The 15,147-nt window shown below is 68.0% G+C and carries 15 protein-coding genes; 10 read left to right on the top strand and 5 right to left on the bottom strand.

Translation table 11 applies throughout. The features are described from left to right. Nucleotides 1–306 precede the first annotated feature (306 nt). Genes AB0M65_RS34345 through AB0M65_RS34330 form a run of 4 tightly spaced genes read right to left on the bottom strand, consistent with a single transcriptional unit; the run spans nucleotide 307 to nucleotide 4,238 of the window. A complete protein-coding gene (locus tag AB0M65_RS34345; RefSeq protein ID WP_364037336.1) occupies nucleotides 307–723 on the bottom strand; it encodes a TIGR03668 family PPOX class F420-dependent oxidoreductase in 417 nt (138 codons plus the stop codon). A 14-nt stretch (nucleotides 724–737) separates the two neighbouring features. Beyond that, on the bottom strand, nucleotides 738–1,364 hold the full coding sequence (locus AB0M65_RS34340; RefSeq protein ID WP_364037333.1) for a class I SAM-dependent methyltransferase: 627 nt from the start codon (nucleotides 1,362–1,364) through the stop codon (nucleotides 738–740). 49 nt (nucleotides 1,365–1,413) lie between these two features. After that, nucleotides 1,414–2,301: an LD-carboxypeptidase gene (locus tag AB0M65_RS34335; RefSeq protein ID WP_364037330.1), complete on the bottom strand. Its 888-nt coding sequence runs from the start codon at nucleotides 2,299–2,301 to the stop codon at nucleotides 1,414–1,416. Continuing rightward, on the bottom strand, nucleotides 2,298–4,238 hold the full coding sequence (locus AB0M65_RS34330; protein ID WP_364037327.1) for a prolyl oligopeptidase family serine peptidase: 1,941 nt from the start codon (nucleotides 4,236–4,238) through the stop codon (nucleotides 2,298–2,300). The genes AB0M65_RS34335 and AB0M65_RS34330 overlap by 4 nt, the downstream gene beginning before the upstream one ends. Nucleotides 4,239–4,419: 181 nt before the next feature. Here AB0M65_RS34330 and AB0M65_RS34325 point away from each other — a divergent pair, with 181 nt between their 5' ends. The 6 genes from AB0M65_RS34325 (at nucleotide 4,420) to AB0M65_RS34300 (ending at nucleotide 9,446) form a co-directional block, all read left to right on the top strand. Next, nucleotides 4,420–4,995: a DUF3090 domain-containing protein gene (locus AB0M65_RS34325; RefSeq protein ID WP_364037324.1), complete on the top strand. Its 576-nt coding sequence runs from the start codon at nucleotides 4,420–4,422 to the stop codon at nucleotides 4,993–4,995. A 4-nt stretch (nucleotides 4,996–4,999) separates the two neighbouring features. Further along, nucleotides 5,000–5,782: an SCO1664 family protein gene (locus tag AB0M65_RS34320; protein ID WP_364037321.1), complete on the top strand. Its 783-nt coding sequence runs from the start codon at nucleotides 5,000–5,002 to the stop codon at nucleotides 5,780–5,782. Further along, nucleotides 5,767–6,666, top strand: coding sequence for an aminoglycoside phosphotransferase family protein (locus tag AB0M65_RS34315; RefSeq protein ID WP_364037318.1), 900 nt, complete (start codon nucleotides 5,767–5,769; stop codon nucleotides 6,664–6,666). Before AB0M65_RS34320 ends, AB0M65_RS34315 begins: the two co-directional genes overlap by 16 nt. 50 nt (nucleotides 6,667–6,716) lie before the next feature. After that, nucleotides 6,717–7,532, top strand: a complete 816-nt coding sequence (locus AB0M65_RS34310) for a DUF3097 domain-containing protein (RefSeq protein ID WP_364037315.1) — start codon at nucleotides 6,717–6,719, stop codon at nucleotides 7,530–7,532. Nucleotides 7,533–7,627: 95 nt separating this feature from the next. Beyond that, the gene (locus AB0M65_RS34305; RefSeq protein ID WP_364037312.1) at nucleotides 7,628–8,059 is read left to right on the top strand and encodes an NfeD family protein; all 432 of its coding nucleotides are present in this window, start codon (nucleotides 7,628–7,630) and stop codon (nucleotides 8,057–8,059) included. Nucleotides 8,060–8,117: 58 nt separating this feature from the next. Then, nucleotides 8,118–9,446 carry an SPFH domain-containing protein gene (locus AB0M65_RS34300; RefSeq protein WP_364037342.1) on the top strand — a complete coding sequence of 443 codons (1,329 nt, stop codon included), beginning with the start codon at nucleotides 8,118–8,120 and terminating at the stop codon, nucleotides 9,444–9,446. An 81-nt stretch (nucleotides 9,447–9,527) separates the two neighbouring features. On the opposite strand, the gene AB0M65_RS34295 is transcribed toward AB0M65_RS34300, so the two are convergent. Continuing rightward, the gene (locus tag AB0M65_RS34295) at nucleotides 9,528–10,055 is read right to left on the bottom strand and encodes a helix-turn-helix domain-containing protein (RefSeq protein ID WP_364037309.1); all 528 of its coding nucleotides are present in this window, start codon (nucleotides 10,053–10,055) and stop codon (nucleotides 9,528–9,530) included. Between the two features lie 55 nt (nucleotides 10,056–10,110). Here AB0M65_RS34295 and AB0M65_RS34290 point away from each other — a divergent pair, with 55 nt between their 5' ends. The 4 genes from AB0M65_RS34290 (at nucleotide 10,111) to AB0M65_RS34275 (ending at nucleotide 14,618) form a co-directional block, all read left to right on the top strand. Further along, nucleotides 10,111–11,463 (top strand): M20/M25/M40 family metallo-hydrolase, encoded by a 1,353-nt coding sequence (locus AB0M65_RS34290; RefSeq protein ID WP_364037339.1) that lies wholly within the window; start codon nucleotides 10,111–10,113, stop codon nucleotides 11,461–11,463. Beyond that, nucleotides 11,460–12,710 carry an MFS transporter gene (locus tag AB0M65_RS34285; protein ID WP_364037306.1) on the top strand — a complete coding sequence of 417 codons (1,251 nt, stop codon included), beginning with the start codon at nucleotides 11,460–11,462 and terminating at the stop codon, nucleotides 12,708–12,710. Before AB0M65_RS34290 ends, AB0M65_RS34285 begins: the two co-directional genes overlap by 4 nt. A gap of 281 nt (nucleotides 12,711–12,991) precedes the next feature. Continuing rightward, nucleotides 12,992–14,206, top strand: a complete 1,215-nt coding sequence (locus AB0M65_RS34280; protein ID WP_364037303.1) for a helix-turn-helix transcriptional regulator — start codon at nucleotides 12,992–12,994, stop codon at nucleotides 14,204–14,206. A 64-nt stretch (nucleotides 14,207–14,270) separates the two neighbouring features. Then, nucleotides 14,271–14,618 carry a hypothetical protein gene (locus AB0M65_RS34275; RefSeq protein WP_364037300.1) on the top strand — a complete coding sequence of 116 codons (348 nt, stop codon included), beginning with the start codon at nucleotides 14,271–14,273 and terminating at the stop codon, nucleotides 14,616–14,618. The last annotated feature ends 529 nt before the right edge of the window (nucleotides 14,619–15,147 follow it).

Here is a 15,147-nt window from a genome sequence, read left to right as displayed (position 1 = left end):
CGTGCTGACTCGGTCAGTCAAGTACATGAAGGCCCCCTTCCTTGCGCCTGGCGCAAGGAAGGGGGCCTTCATGTACTTGAGGGTACGGTCAAACTAGATGCAAGCGGACATTTCTCCTTGAGTGGCGTCCTCTGTGGACGGTCTGAGGAGCCGCCCCAGAGCTGCCTGAGTCCTTGGCATTGACCCTGAGGGAAGGGAAGGAGGCCTTCACGGACAGAACGCCCAACCCGAGCTAACCGTATAACGCCCTATACATCCTCGCGACAGGCTTGTTGCCATAGAACGGCAACAAGCCAAAAAAGCAGCTTAGGAAGCCCGCCACCCACTCCAGGAGTGGACCAGAGCACTCACGACAGCGTGCGGGGGAGGCTGAGCCTCGTACTGCGGATACTTCTCCCGCAGCAACCGCACCGGCAGTGCCTGCTCCGCCGGATCGGTCAGCACCCGCGCGACGCCGTCCGCCCGCGCCCACCACAGCTCGGCCCAGTCCTCGTCATAGTGGTCAGTCAGGAAGCCGACCACCGGGTTCTCGGCGATGTTCTTCAGCCGCCGCAACGCCGTCGTGCTCTTCGGCTTGTGATCGATGGCGAAGGCGATCGAATCGCCTTCGACGACGAACGTCACCGGCACCAGGTGGGGGGCGCCGTCCGAGCCTGTCGTCGCCAGGCGTGCGATCCGCTGGCCCTCGAATCGGGCGCGGGCTTCTGTCGGCGTCAACCGCATGCCCGCAACGGTACCTAGTCCGAGCGGCGAACACGGAGCACGTTGTCCGAGCGCGTGCCTTCCTGTCCTTCCGGACCCGGGAAATCGCGTGTGACCAGATCCTGCAACTCCACGGTCCATTCGTCCTCTGGCAGCGCCAGTGCTTCGAGGACCTCGGCGGGGGTGGGGAAGTGGATGTGTTCGTGCGGCGGTTCGTCGAGCCAGGTCGGCCAGCCCGCGTGCCCGGCGACCACCAGGGTGCCGCCCGGCGCGACGGCCTCGGCGGCGCGGCGGAGTGCCTTGTCCCGGGCGCCGTTCTCTTCGACGGGTGAGTGGAAGAACTGCGCCGAAACGAGGTCGAACCGGCCTTCGGGGAGTGACGCCGTGAGATCGTGCCGCTCCCAGACGATGCCGTCGACGCCTGCCTCGGCCGCGTGCCGGGCGGCGCGTTTCAGCGCGGTGTCCGAAATGTCGACGGCGGTGACGCGCCAGCCCTGCTGGGCGAGCCAGATCGCGTCGCCGCCTTCGCCGCAGCCGAGATCGAGTGCGGTGCCCGGCGTCAGCGAAGCGACCTCGCGCACCAGGAGCGGGTTCGCCTTCCCGCTCCAGACCTGGTCTTTGTCCCGGTAGAAGTCTTCCCAGAACTGCTGTGTGGAGTCCATAGCCGAAACGATGCCCGTGACCTCGCCGAAACCGCCAGTTCCGTTGCCGTTATGGCAAAATCGTGAGCGTTCCCAGGCCGGCGTCGAGGGTGGCCCGCGCACCGAGGGGGATGGTCGGTGACGCCGGGACGTGCCCAAAGCCGAAGTCCCACACCATCGGCACGTCGAGCCGCCCGAGCCGGTCGAGCATCAGGTCCCGGATCGCCTCGGGGTCACCGCACGCCTCCCACGAGCCCAGCACGATCCCCTGGACACCGTCGAACCAGCCGGAGCGCAGCAACTGGGTTACCAGCCGGTCGATCCGGTACACGCGTTCGGTGACGTCTTCCAGCAAGACGATCGAGTCCCGCGCCGAGCCCTGTTCCGGAGTGCCGAGCCCGGAAGCCAAAAGCGCGAGGTTGCCGCCGACGAGGGTGCCGGTCGCGGTGCCGGGCACCAGTGGCGACGCGGTCGGCGACGAGATCGTCCGCACCCCGTCCGGTTCGAACAAGGACAGCCGCAGGTGCTCGGCGGCGACAGCGTCGAACAACACGCTCGCGGGCATGGGGGAGAACAACGTCTCCAGTCCCAAGTGGACATTCACGGCGCGGTGCAACGCGGTCACATCGCTGGAACCGGCGAGCATCTTGGGGCCCGCCGCCCGCAGGGCGTCCCAGTCGAGGAGATCGAGCATCCGCTGCGAGCCGTATCCACCGCGGGCGGCGAGGACACCGGTGACGCCCGGATCCAGCCAGGCTTGGGTGAACTCGTCGGCCCGTGCCTCGTCGGAAGCGGACAGGTAGCCGTCGGGCGCCGCGCGGACGCAGTCGCCGACACGGACCTCGACGCCCCACCCGTGCAGCACCGGCAGTGCCTTCTCGACGAGTTCCGCGGGAACCGGCCCGGCGGGCGCGACCAACGCGATTGTGTCACCCGGCCGCATGATCGGCGGCCTCACCGGCTCAACCCGAGCTTCGGCACGCCGGGTGTTTCGAAGCCGAAGACCTGGCCGTAGAACGACAACTCCGCTTCGAGCGCGGCCACGATCGTCTCCGCCTTCCGGAAACCGTGCTGCTCGCCGTCGAACTTCAGGTAGGCGTGGTCGATGCCGCGCCCCGCCAGCCCGGCAACGAACCGGTCCGCCTGTTCCGGCGGGCAGATCTCGTCTTCCAGGCCCTGCAGGAACAACAGCGGTCCGGCGAGGGTGCTCGCGTTGGTGATCGGCGAGCGATCCCGGTAACGCTGCTCGGTCTCCGGCAGCGGCCCGATGAGGCCGTCGAGGTAGCGGGACTCGAAGTCGTGCGTCTCGCCGCCGTCACCGGTCCACTGGTAGAGGTCGAGGATCGGGTACATCACGGTGCCCGCGCGGTAGGTCGTCGTGGTGGTGAGCGACGCGGCGGAGGTGAAGCCGCCCGCGCTGCCACCGCGGATCGCGAGCCGGTCGCCGTCGACGGTGCCCTCGGCGGCGAGTGCTTCGGCCACCGCGACGCAGTCCGCGACGTCGACGATGCCCCACTGTTCGCGAAGGCGCTCGCGATAGGCGCGCCCGTAGCCGGTCGAGCCGCCGTAGTTCACCGTGACGACGGCGATGCCGCGGCTGGTGAAGTACGCGATCTCGAAGTCGAGCACCGCGCTGTCCCGGCCGGTGGGCCCGCCGTGCGGGTACACCAGCAGTGGTGGCCGTTCCCCGTCCGGCGCGGCGAAGCCGGCGTTCGCGGGCAGGTAGACGAACGCGGGGACCCGGTCGCCGTCCTCGGTCTTGAAGATCCGCTCGACGGGCGTCGAGAGGTAACCGGGGGAGGGCGCCTCGGGCGCCGAGGCGAGTTCGGTCACCGGCCCGCCGTCGAGATCGACCCGCACCACCGCGGCTTCGCGTTCCGGCCCGGCGGCGACGCCGGCGATCCCGCCCGCGTGGACGGCGAAACCGTTGGCGGACCACGCGGTCAGCTCGGCGGCGGCCGCGACCGGGGTCACTTCCCTTGTCGCTTCGTCGAGGACGGCGAGCTTGCCAGAAGCCAGGACCGCGTACTTGCCCCCGCCGAGCGGCGTGAACCAGCGGGCGCCGAGTTTCCACAGCGCGCCGCCGATTTCGCGCTCCACCGGCGCCAGGTTCGTGATCCCGCCGTCGAGCCCGACGCGGTGCAGATTCCACCAGCCGTCCGGATCGAGCAGCGCCAGGAGGCTTTCCGCGGACTCCCACTCGACCTGGCAGACGGCGACGTCGGCCGCGCCGGCGAGGACCCGGTGTGGGCCGAACGTGCCGTCCTCCCGGATCTCGGCGACGCACAGTTCTGTGCCGTCCCAAGGCATCGCGGGATGGTTCCAGCCGAGCCAGGCCGCCCGTGCGCCGTCGGGGGAGAGTTGCGGCGCGGTGAGGAAGTGGTGGCTCGCCGTCAGCACGCGTTCCTGGCCGCCGTCGAGGGGGAGCGCGAGGAGGTCGCGGGAGATGTCGGTGCGGCGCGGGCCGGTGCTGCGTTCGCGGACGAGCCACACCTCGCCGTCGAGGCCGGGCCGGAGGTCGCTGTAGCGGATTCCGTGCCGGGTCCCGGGTTCCGGTGTGAGCGCGGTCGTTTCGCCGGTGGTCAGGTCGCGGCGGTAGACGCGTTGATCCGCCCAGTGGGTGAACACGAGGACGTCGTCGATCACCAGCCAGGGACGGCCGCCGTATTCGTGCACCCGGTTCCGGACGTTCCACGGAGCGGGAAGGACGTCTTCGGTTGTGCCGTCCGCGTGTGCCTTCACGAGGGTGACGCGGCCGCCTTCACCGGTTCTCGCTTCGGCCCACCAGGCCTCGTTCCCGACTGTTGCGAGCCATTGCGCGCTGACTCCCGAGGCCGCGACTGCGGCGGCCGACAGGGGAGACGTCCAGGTGCCGTAAGGGGCGATCTCAACCACAGCAGAAGACTAGGTTCGCCCCTTTGCCCTCGGTGGCCCGGGGCACACTGGTCGCGGGCCGCTCCGCCTGGCGGTTTCGCTTACGGCGACAGCGCTGAGGGGTTCTCGGCGGGAAAGATTACCTCGAACCAGTGGGGCGGCGGATGCCGATCATCGGGCCGTGGCCTAGGGTCAAGGTGTCATGTCGCGCGTAATCCACGTCTTCCGCCAGCCCGACCGGTTCGTTGCCGGGACCGTCGGGGAACCAGGCGACCGCACGTTCTACCTCCAGGCGTCCGAGGACGTCCGCACGATCAGTGTGACGATCGAAAAACAGCAGGTCGTGGTCCTGGCCGAACGGCTCGGTTCGCTGCTGGAAGAGGTCGCCAGCCGATTCGGCGCGGACGTACCGGATGACGCGCCCGACGAACTGCTCGACGTCGACCCCCTGACCGTCCCGGTCGAGGAGGAGTTCCGCGTCGGCACCATGGGTCTCGGCTGGGACGCCGACAGCAGCGCCGTCGTCATCGAGTTGCTCGCGATGACCGAGGGCGAGGTGGACGAAACGGTCGTTCTGGACGACACCGAAGAGGGGCCGGACGCCGTCCGCGTCTTCCTGACCCCGGGTGCGGCGCGCGCGTTCGCCGAACGTGCCGACCGGGTGGTCAACGCCGGCCGCAAACCGTGCCCGCTGTGCGCCGAGCCGCTCGACCCGGCGGGGCATATCTGCCCGCGGCAGAACGGGTACCGGCGCGACGTCGACGTCCTCGAGGACTGACCAGGTGACGGAGACCTCACGGGAACTGGTGACGCGCGGCAAGATCGACGTCGAAGGCAGGCTCGTCGACGCCTCCAACGTGACGCTGTTCTGCAAGATCGAACTCGACGGCGTCACCGGCAACGTCGTGTACAAGCCGGTGTCCGGTGAACGGCCGCTCTGGGACTTCCCCGACGGGACGCTCGCCGGCCGCGAGGTCGCCACGGCCATGGTCGCCGACGCTTCCGGTCTCGGCGCGATCCCGCCGACCGTGCTGCGTGACGGCCCGTTCGGTCCGGGCATGGTGCAGCTGTGGATCGAGACCACCGAAGAGGAACTGGTCGACGTCCGCTCGCCGGAGCGGGTGCCGGAAGACTGGCGTGTCGTGCTCCACGCGCACGACCGTGACGGTGAGCCCGCCGTGCTCGCGCACGCGAACCGGGTGGACATGCGGGAACTGGCGGTGCTCGACATCGTCGTCAACAACACCGACCGCAAGGGCGGCCATGTGCTCGCCGGCGCGGACGGCCGGGTCTACGGCGTTGATCACGGGATCTGCCTGCACACCGACCCGAAGCTGCGGACGGTTCTGTGGGGCTGGATCGGTGAGCGGCTCACCGACGCCGAGGCCGGCAAGCTGCGTGGCCTGCGCGAGAAGCTGGACGGCGAACTCGGGGAAGCGCTGAGTGAGCACCTCACCGGGTTCGAGATCCGTGCGCTCGCCGAGCGGACCGACGTACTCCTGGCGGAGGGAGTTTTCCCGGAGCCGGGGGACGACTGGCGTGCGATCCCGTGGCCGCTGTTCTGAACGTGCTGGACGATCAGGCCCGTGCGCGCCTGATCAAGCGCTTCGGTGAAGATGTCGCGAGCTGGTGCGACGAGCTGCCCGCCCTCGTGGCCCAGCTGGCGAAGCAGTGGGGTCTCACCGTCGTCGACGCCAAACCGGGCAACACCGGCCGCACGCTGATCTGTGCCGGGGACGACGGCGCCAAGAAGGTTCTCAAGCTGACCCCCGATCAGGCCATCGCCGAATCCGAGGCCGCGGCGTTGCGGGCGTGGGACGGCTGCTCTCGCGTCGTTCAGGTGCTCGCCACCGAACTCGCCGACGGGGCGATCCTGATGGAAGGCATCGATCCCGGTACGCAGCTGCGGGAGCCGGGGGTGGACGTCCCGTGGGCCGAGGTCGGTGATCTGCTGACCCAGATCCACTCGGTGACCCCGCCTTCCGGCTTCTCGACGCTCGAAGACCGCGTCACGGTGATGTACACCCTCGCCGAGCGAGGGTTGCGTGGTTCCGTGGCGGAGGTCTCCCTGCCGATGGAGACCCTCGATCGTGCCCGGCGGCGGGCACTCGACCTCGCGGCCAGCGGGGGAGGGAACTCGATCGTGCACGGCGACCTGCACCCGGGCAACGTCCTCGACGGCGGGCCCGGCCGGGGAGCGGTCGCCATCGACCCACGGCCGAGCGTCGGAGACCCGTTCTTCGACCTGGCCGACTGGGTCACCCTGCCGATGATGAACGGCGGCACCCTCGAAGACGGTTTCGACGCCCTCGCGCCGCATCTGCCCGGTTTCGACGCCGAGCGCGTCCGGGCGTGGTGCGTCGCGCTGTCGCCGCTGTTCGTGATGCGCCCGCTCGAACGTGGTGAACGGACGCCGTTCGTCGAAGCGATGCTGCGGATGGCGGCCTGACCGGCGTGGCGGGGCGACGCTGACCGCAGGCACCGCTAGCGTCGTCCGCCGTGCGCCCCCATTCGTACGACGACGTGCTGTCCGGCCCGCGTAAGCGGAAAATCCCCGAGGTACCCGCCGAGCCGGGGCTCGTGGTCGAGGACCCGGCCAGCGGGTACTGCGGTGCCGTGGTGAAGATCGAGTACGGCAATGTGGTGCTCGAAGACCGGCACGGCAAGCATCGGGTGTTCCCGCTGAACCCGGCCGGGTTCCTGCTCGAAGGCAAACCGGTGACACTGGTACCCGCGAAGGTCGCCTCGCAGGCGCCGGCCCGGCAGATCTCCGCGTCCGGCTCGGTCCGCGTCCAAGGCCACAAGGCCCGCGTCGCGCGTGATTCGCGCATCTGGGTGGAAGGCAAGCACGACGCCGAACTCGTCGAGCGGGTCTGGGGTCATGACTTGCGGGTCGAAGGCGTGGTGGTGGAACCACTCGATGGGGTGGACGTGCTCTCCGGCCGGATCGGCGAGTTCGGTACCGGGCCCGGCAGGCGGCTCGGGGTGCTGGTCGACCACCTGGTGGCGGGCAGCAAGGAATCCCGGATCGTCGACGCGATCCGTGACGAGAACGTGCTGATCACCGGGCATCCGTACATCGACATCTGGGAGGCCGTGAAGCCGTCGGTCGTCGGTATCCGCGCCTGGCCGAAGATCCCGCGTGGCATGGAGTGGAAACAGGGTGTCTGCGACACGCTCGGCTGGGGCGAACCGTACGAGGGCTGGCAGCGGATCCTGTCGGCGGTCGGCAGCTACCGGGATCTGGAAACACCGCTGATCGGAGCGGTGGAACGGCTCATCGACTTCGTCTCCGACCCTGGCGATGAGTCCTGAATGCCCGCTTTGCGCGAGGTCACTCAAGGTCACGCGTCGGTCACGTCGGTTTCGCTTCTTCGGTATGAATCGGCGCGATCTGGGAGCATGAACGCATGACAGGCGCTCTCATCTGGCTGATCGTCGGCATCCTCCTGATCATCGCCGAACTGCTCTCGGGTGACTTGTTCCTGCTCATGGTCGGTGTCGGAGCCCTGTTCGGGGCGGGCTCGGCCGCGTTGACCGGGAACCCGTTCATCGACGTCGCGGTGTTCGCCGTCGTTTCGGTCGGGATGCTCGCCATCGTCCGCCCGACCCTCAAGCGCCGGTTCCTCTCCGGGCCGGACATCAAGACCAACATCGAGGCGCTGATCGGCGCGCGAGCGGTAGTAGTGTCCACTGTGGACGTCGAAGGCGGCCAGGTGAAGCTGGCAGGCGACGTCTGGTCGGCACGGTGCATGACCGACGGGGAACCGATCGCCCCGGGAACAGCGGTGACGGTCGTCGAGATCTCGGGCGCCACAGCGGTCGTCGCGGCCGCGCTGTGAGCCGGACGGCCGTACAGCAACAGGTTTCTACGTAAGGGGAAGGTAGTTGTCAGAGACAGTGGTGTTCATCGTCGTCGGGCTGCTCGCGTTGTTCGTGGTCGTCGTCGTGGTCAAGGCGATCATGGTGGTGCCGCAGGCTCAGTCGGCCGTGATCGAACGGCTGGGCCGGTTCCGGACGGTGGCTTCTCCCGGCCTGACGTTTCTGGTGCCCTTCCTGGACAAGGTGCGGGCGCGGATCGACCTCCGCGAGCAGGTCGTCTCCTTCCCGCCCCAGCCGGTGATCACCGAGGACAACCTGACCGTGTCCATCGACACGGTCGTGTACTTCCAGGTCACCGACTCGCGGGCCGCGGTCTATGAGATCTCGAACTACATCGTCGGTGTCGAACAGCTGACCACCACGACGCTGCGAAACGTCGTCGGTGGCATGAGCCTTGAGCAGACGCTGACCTCGCGTGACTCGATCAACAGCCAGCTTCGCGGCGTGCTCGACGAGGCCACCGGCCGCTGGGGCATCCGCGTCGCGCGTGTCGAGCTGAAGGCGATCGACCCGCCGCCCTCCATCCAGGACTCGATGGAGAAGCAGATGCGCGCCGACCGTGAGAAGCGCGCGATGATCCTGACCGCCGAAGGTCAGCGTGAATCGGCGATCAAGACCGCGGAAGGCCAGAAGCAGAGCCAGATCCTCGCGGCCGAAGGTGCCAAGCAGGCGGCGATCCTGAGCGCGGAGGCCGAGCGGCAGTCGCGGATCCTGCGGGCGAAGGGTGAACGTGCCGCCCGATACCTGCAGGCGCAGGGGCAGGCGAAGGCGATCGAGAAGGTCTTCGCGGCGATCAAGGCGGGGCGTCCCACTCCCGAGGTCCTGGCGTACCAGTACCTGCAGACCTTGCCTCAGCTGGCGCAGGGCGACGCGAACAAGGTCTGGATGATCCCGAGCGACTACGGCAAGGCCTTGGAAGGCTTCGCCCGCGCGCTCGGCGCTCCCGGAGACGATGGCGTGTTCCGCTACGAGCCGTCGAAGGAGGAGGTCGTCGAGAAGCCGGACCTCGACGACGAAGAGGTCCAAGGCTGGTTCGACGTCTCCAGCGACCCGAAGGTCGCCGAAGCCGTCGCGGCCGCGGAAGCCGTGGCACGCAAGGAGGTTCCGGCACTGGGTGTCGCGACTCCGCGCCAGGAGCCGCCCGCTCCGCGTCCGGTTCCCAAGGCCGAGCCGGAGCCCCCGCAGCAGCAGGCCCCGCCGCCCGTGCAGTTGCCGCAGCCCCAGCCGCCGTCGGCTCCGCAGGGAGGTCCGTACCAGGGGCCGCCGTCGCAGGGGCCGGGCGGCAGCGGACCGTTCCCGCAGCAGGGTCCGTTCGGTGGTCCTCAGGGCGGGCCGCCGCAACGCTGATCCACGAACCACAAGAGGGCCGTCCCGTGAGGGGCGGCCCTTCTGTGTTGGATGGGTGAAGACAGACCCGACGCTTCAGGGCTACTCGTGGCGTTCGGCGGCGTTCCAGAGGATGGCGATGGGTGCCTGGCCGGGTTTCTCTCGTCCGGCGAACTCGTCGATGAGCGCGTCGACCCTGCTGTTCAGCTCCGCCTGGTCGCCTGGCTCCAGCCGCAGGACGGCCCGGCGTGTGTGCTGGGGGACTGACGGGTCGTTCTCGCTGATCTCCGCGCGGTGCGCGTCCAGGATGGCGAGGTCGACCTTGGCCGTGAGGTGACGATCGCTCGGCGGCTCGAGGTTGAGGCGCCAGGTCTTTTTGGTTGCCCGGTAGGGATGTTCCCAGGCGCCCTTGTCCCCGCGCCGGGGGGCCTCTGCCACGAGAAACCCGGTCGACGTCAGTGCTCGTAGTCTGCGGAGCAGCGTGGCGGGTGCGACGTCGAGGCGTTCGGCGAGCTGCTGGTTGGTCCAGGCCGTGTCGAGGCACAACCGCAGGATGCGCCAGCTCAGCGGGTGGGAGAGCGCGCGCAACTCTTCAGGCGTCGCGGCTGGTTGCTCGATCTGTCCGGCCATTGACAGGACTGTAATCGATTTGCATACTCGAAATCAATTTCATGCAGTGAAATCGATGGGAGTCGGCGTGGACTCGGTCAAGGAATACGTGCAACGGCACCGGTTGTGGCATGAGCGGGAGCTCGCCGACTGGATCGCGGTACCCAGTGTGAGCGCCACGGGAGAGGGCATGGAACGTGCCACGCCGTACGCGCGGGAGCTGCTGGAACGCAGCGGGCTGAGCGCACGAATCGTGGACACTGGAGGCTGGCCGCTGGTCGTCGGGCATGCGGTGGGTCCGGCAGGCAGCCCGCATGTGGTGATTTACGGGCACTACGACGTCCAGCCGGCGGGACCGCTGGAGGAATGGCACAGCCCGCCGTTCGAGGCGAGCGTTCGCGACGGCCGGATGTACGGGCGTGGCACCGGCGACAACAAGGGTCAGCACCTCGCCCAGCTCCTCGCGCTCCGGGCACTGCGCGACACCCAAGGCGGGCTGCCGTGTTCGGTGACTGTCCTGCTCGACGGCGAGGAGGAGATCGGCAGCCCTCATCTGACCGGCACGCTCACGGCGATGCGGGAGGAGCTGGCGGCCGATCTCGCGGTGTGGAGCGACGGGCCGGTGCACGACAGTTACGAGCCGACGGTCAGCCTCGGAGTGCGTGGTGTCGTGGCCTTCGAGATCACCGTGCGCGGCGCGAACAACGCACTGCATTCCGGGAACTGGGGCAACGTCGCGCCGAATCCGGCCTGGGAGCTGACGTGGCTGCTGTCCACCATGCGCGCATCCGACGGCCGGGTGACCATCGACGGCTACGACGCGGGCGTGACGCCTTTGAGCGACGCCGAGATCGATGCGGTGCGGGCACTGCCGATCGACCCGGCCGCGATGCTGGCGGCAGCGGGACTGGACCGGATGGACGCCGGTCGCACACCGGTTGTCAACGAACGACTCGCGATGCCGACGTTCAGCATCAACTCGTTGACCTGTATGGACAACGACGAGCACCGGACGGTGATCCCGTCAGTCGCGGTTGCCCGGTGCGACATGCGGCTGGCCTGCGGTCAGCGGGCGGAGACAGTGATCGACGCGGTCCGCGCGCACGTCGGTAAGCAGCTGCCGCATGCCGAGCTGCGGTTCGGGGCGACCATGGAGGCGTCCCGAACCCTGCCGGACGCGCCGTATGCCGATCTCGTCTTGCGTGGCGTGACCGAGGCACACGGGAAGCAGGCTTTGGCCGTCCCGGCGCTGGGCGGCAGCCTGCCGATCGCGGCGCTCACCGACGGTCTGGCCCTGCCCTGTTACGGCGTCGCGCTGGCGAACGTCGACGAGCGCAACCACGCGCCGAACGAGAACTTCGAACTCCATCGATTCCACCAGGGCATCGTGACCGCGGCCAGCGTCCTGTCCAGCATCGGCCGACGATGAACGCGACAGTGCGGGTCGTCGCGGCCGCCTCGACCGGGAACATGCTGGAATGGCTGAGCTTCACCGCCTACGCCTTGGTCGCCGACGTCATCGCGCGGCAGTTCTTCCCGTCAGCCAACCCGGTGACGTCGCTGATGTTGGCGCTCGGCACGGCCGTGGCCGCCTACCTTGTCCGGCCGATCGGCGCGGTGGTGCTCGGTGTCTACGCCGACCGGGCCGGACGGCTGGCGGCGTTGACCGTGGCCATCCGGCTGATGACCCTCGGCTCGTTCCTGATCGTGATCCTGCCCGGCTATCACCAGATCGGCGTGCTCGCCCCGATCGGGATGCTCCTCGCGCTGGTGATCCAAGGATTCTCCGCGGGTGGCGAGTTCGGCTCCGCGACCGCACTGCTCGTCGAGAGTCACGCCGGGCGGCGTGGCTTCATGGGGAGCTGGCAAACCGCCAGCCAGGCGTTCGCGGTCCTGCTCGCGACCGGACTGCTCGCGACCACGAGCTCCTTCCTGAGCACCGCGCAGTTCGACGCGTGGGGCTGGCGAGTGCCGTTCGTGGTCGCCCTGCTCCTCGGCCCGGCCGGCTACTACATCCGCACCCGGCTACGGGACTCACCCGAGTTCACCACCGCGCGTGCCACCTCCGACTCCGGACCGCCGCGCCCGCTGGTCAATCTCCTGCGGAACGACAAGGCACGGGTTCTGCTGGTCATGGGCATGATCGCGATCTCGACGGGGTTCTCCTACCTGATCACCTATATGCCGACGTTCGCCATCCGGCAGCTCGGCATGGCCCCGTCGACGAGTTTCACCGCGACGTTCGTGACCGGTGTCATCCTCACCGTGTTCACCCCCGTGGCCGGACACCTCTCCGACAAAATCGGGAGAACCCGGATGCTCACCGCGGCCGCCGCCGTCATCGCGCTCATCAGCATCCCGCTCTTCCTACTCATCCGAGCCGTACCGGCGATGGTCACCTTGGTGGCGGCGTTGGCGCTGATGGGTCTGGTCAAAGCCTGGTACGCGGGCCCACTGCCCGCGTCGATGGCCGAAATGTTCCCTGTCCGCAACCGCGGCACCGGGCTGTCGATCAGCTACAACCTGGGCGTCATCCTCTTCGGCGGAGTCACCCCGCTGGCCATCACGCTGCTGATTTCGGCTACGGGGTCCACTCTCGCGCCCAGCTACTGGATCACCGCGCTCGCACTGCTCAGCGGTTCCTGCGTGTTGCTCGCCCGTCGATACCGGCGCTGACGCGGCGCGCCTCCGAAGGGGGTCGTGAGTGTTTTGGGTCGTTCTAACGCAAGGTTGACGTGGGTTACAGCTTGATACCGGTAACCGCCCGGAGAAGACCAGCGACCCCGTACCCGTTCGCCGGGTGCGCGGTCGCTCGCTGCCCAGCCTCGCCGGGGCTCGTGCTAGGTCACCCGATCGGGCAGCGGCTACCCTGGAAGGTGCCTCTTCGCGGAGGAACGCCCCGGTCGACGGGCCGAGGGCACGCGGAGGGGCGGACTTCGCGAACGAGGGTGGTCTCGGTGACCGATGAGATGCCGGTTGGCAAGAGGATCAAGCACTACCGCGACAGAGTGGGCATGTCCCGACCAGTGCTCGCTGGTCTTTTGGGTAAGTCGACAGAGTGGCTAAAAGCTGTCGAGTCGTCACGTCTCCAGGCGCCCAGGCTGCCGATGCTGCTGCGCATCGCGCAGGCCCTCGAACTTGAAGATCTCGCCGTGCTGACAGGGAACAGCCACGCCGTCCCGGTCAACGTTTATGCTGGTCAGCGCCACTCCGCACTATCCGAGGTGCAAACCGCACTGACCGAGTACCGCGTCAGTGGCACTCCTGCCGCTGTGTCAGTTCCGCATCTCGCGGAGCGTCTGCGTACCGCATGGCTCGTGCGCCATTCGTCGTCAGATCACCGAACCCAACTTGGCGCACTGCTACCCGGCCTGATTCGCGATGCACAGAATGCCGTCCGCGCTCTCCGCAGCGACAACCGGCGCGAGGCAAGGCGAGTCCTCTCCGGCGTCTACCAACTGGCGGACTTCTACGTGGCGTACCAACCGTCGCCAGAGTTGGTTTGGCTGGTCGCCGACCGCGCACTGACCGAGGCGCAGGAAGCGGACGACCCCTATGTGATCGCTGGGGGCGCGTGGGCGATGGTGCAGGCTCTCCGCGACGCTGGTCGGTGGGAAGAGGCAATCAGCCTCGCCACCGACGCTCAGCGGCAACTACACCCGTATCTCGATACCGCACCGGTCGACTGGCGCGGTATGGCCGCTGCTCTCGACGCGGAGATCGCTTACGTCCAAGCTCGGCGTGGCCGCCACGGCGAAGCGTGGGCGCACTGGGAAGCCGCAAACGACGTTGCTGAACGACTCGGCGCCGATTACCGGCATACGCAGACATCCTTCTCGCAAAGCGTGTTGAAAGCCCACGCGGTCACCCTCGGCGTCGAGCTTCGTCGTTCTGGCGAGGCGATGCGCGCGGCCAACTCGTTCGACGCCGTTGCGATCCCGTCCCTTGCTCGTCGCGGGCGCCACTTGATCGAAGTCGCACGGGTTCACGCATTGCAGGATGACCGGATCGGCGCGTTGACCCTGCTTGAGAGGTCGCAACGCGTGGCTAGCGAGACGATCTCATACAACGGGTTTGCCCGAGATATGCTGCTCGAACTGCGCAAACGCCCACCGACTGGTCGCGCTGCTGACGTCCGGGATCTCTGCTCCCGTGTGGGATTGGCGGCATAGCCGGAACGGGTGAGGGTACAAAACGTACCCCTCGCCCCACTCGATCGCTTTTAGCGTCACCAGTGTGACGACGAGTGACGAAGACGCGCTCAGGGCGTATCCGGAGTTGCAACGGTTGGCGGAACTGCGTGACGCCGGTTGGCTGTTCATGCCGACCTGCGACGCCAACGGTGACGTGATCAAGGTGACGGGGTTGCGCCCGTGGCCGGAAGGTGTCGCGGACGCGCTGCACGTCGGGTCGCAGACGGACGCGGGCGCGCTGCGGATGGATCACACGGGCGGTTTGCTCTGGCAGCGTGATGGGACTGTTGCTGACGTGGTGGGCGCGCTTCTCGCGTTGCCAGCGCCGGGTGATCCGTTGGCGCCTCGTTTGGTGCGGGGTGCGGCTCCGAGGCTCTGGACTCCGCGATGAGCTATTTTAGCCGTCGCCGGGCGCGTCGTACTGCGGCTGTCCACAATGCACGGTCCGCGCTGATCAGCCTTCCCGTTGTCACGTGGTTTCCGCGTGAGTACACCGAAGACGCGCATCGGGACATCTTGGACGTGCAGGCCACTGTCAAGACTGCGCGCGGCTACGTGCGGCGTTCATCCGCCGCTGGCCTTCTGTTACGAGACGCGGACGTGTGGCTTACCGGGTGGCTTGACCTGTGGGGGCCGGAGAGTATTCCACCGCTCCACCTGTCCGCGCTCTATGGGCGGATGATCGAACACTTGGCGCGCGTCTCGGAACGGTTGTCCCGTGTGGACGATATGGAGAAGCGCAACGTGGACATGGGCGGATGGCCCCATGGATCCGAGTAGCACAAGGACTATGAACGGAATCGCATCGAACATGGACCGTCGCGCGACGATCTCAGGTGGTGAACGGGTCGTACTGCAAACCCTTGCCCACAAGACGACTTTCGGGATGACCTTCCGCGAGATCGCAAGCCTTGTCCGAC

Source organism: Amycolatopsis sp. NPDC051071 (assembly GCF_040682875.1).
Classification (GTDB): Bacteria; Actinomycetota; Actinomycetes; order Mycobacteriales; family Pseudonocardiaceae; genus Amycolatopsis.
Note: the sequence above shows the minus strand (reverse complement) of the source record. Positions and strands in the feature narration are given on the sequence as shown.

Excerpts from the sequence above, each read along its gene's own strand:
- AB0M65_RS34345 (WP_364037336.1), bottom strand. The coding sequence starts at position 723 with ATGCGGTTGACGCCGACAGAAGCCCGCGCCCGATTCGAGGGCCAGCGG.
- AB0M65_RS34340 (WP_364037333.1), bottom strand. The coding sequence starts at position 1,364 with ATGGACTCCACACAGCAGTTCTGGGAAGACTTCTACCGGGACAAAGAC.
- AB0M65_RS34325 (WP_364037324.1), top strand. The coding sequence starts at position 4,420 with ATGTCGCGCGTAATCCACGTCTTCCGCCAGCCCGACCGGTTCGTTGCC.
- AB0M65_RS34305 (WP_364037312.1), top strand. The coding sequence starts at position 7,628 with ATGACAGGCGCTCTCATCTGGCTGATCGTCGGCATCCTCCTGATCATC.
- AB0M65_RS34295 (WP_364037309.1), bottom strand. The coding sequence starts at position 10,055 with ATGGCCGGACAGATCGAGCAACCAGCCGCGACGCCTGAAGAGTTGCGC.
- AB0M65_RS34290 (WP_364037339.1), top strand. The coding sequence starts at position 10,111 with ATGGGAGTCGGCGTGGACTCGGTCAAGGAATACGTGCAACGGCACCGG.
- AB0M65_RS34285 (WP_364037306.1), top strand. The coding sequence starts at position 11,460 with ATGAACGCGACAGTGCGGGTCGTCGCGGCCGCCTCGACCGGGAACATG.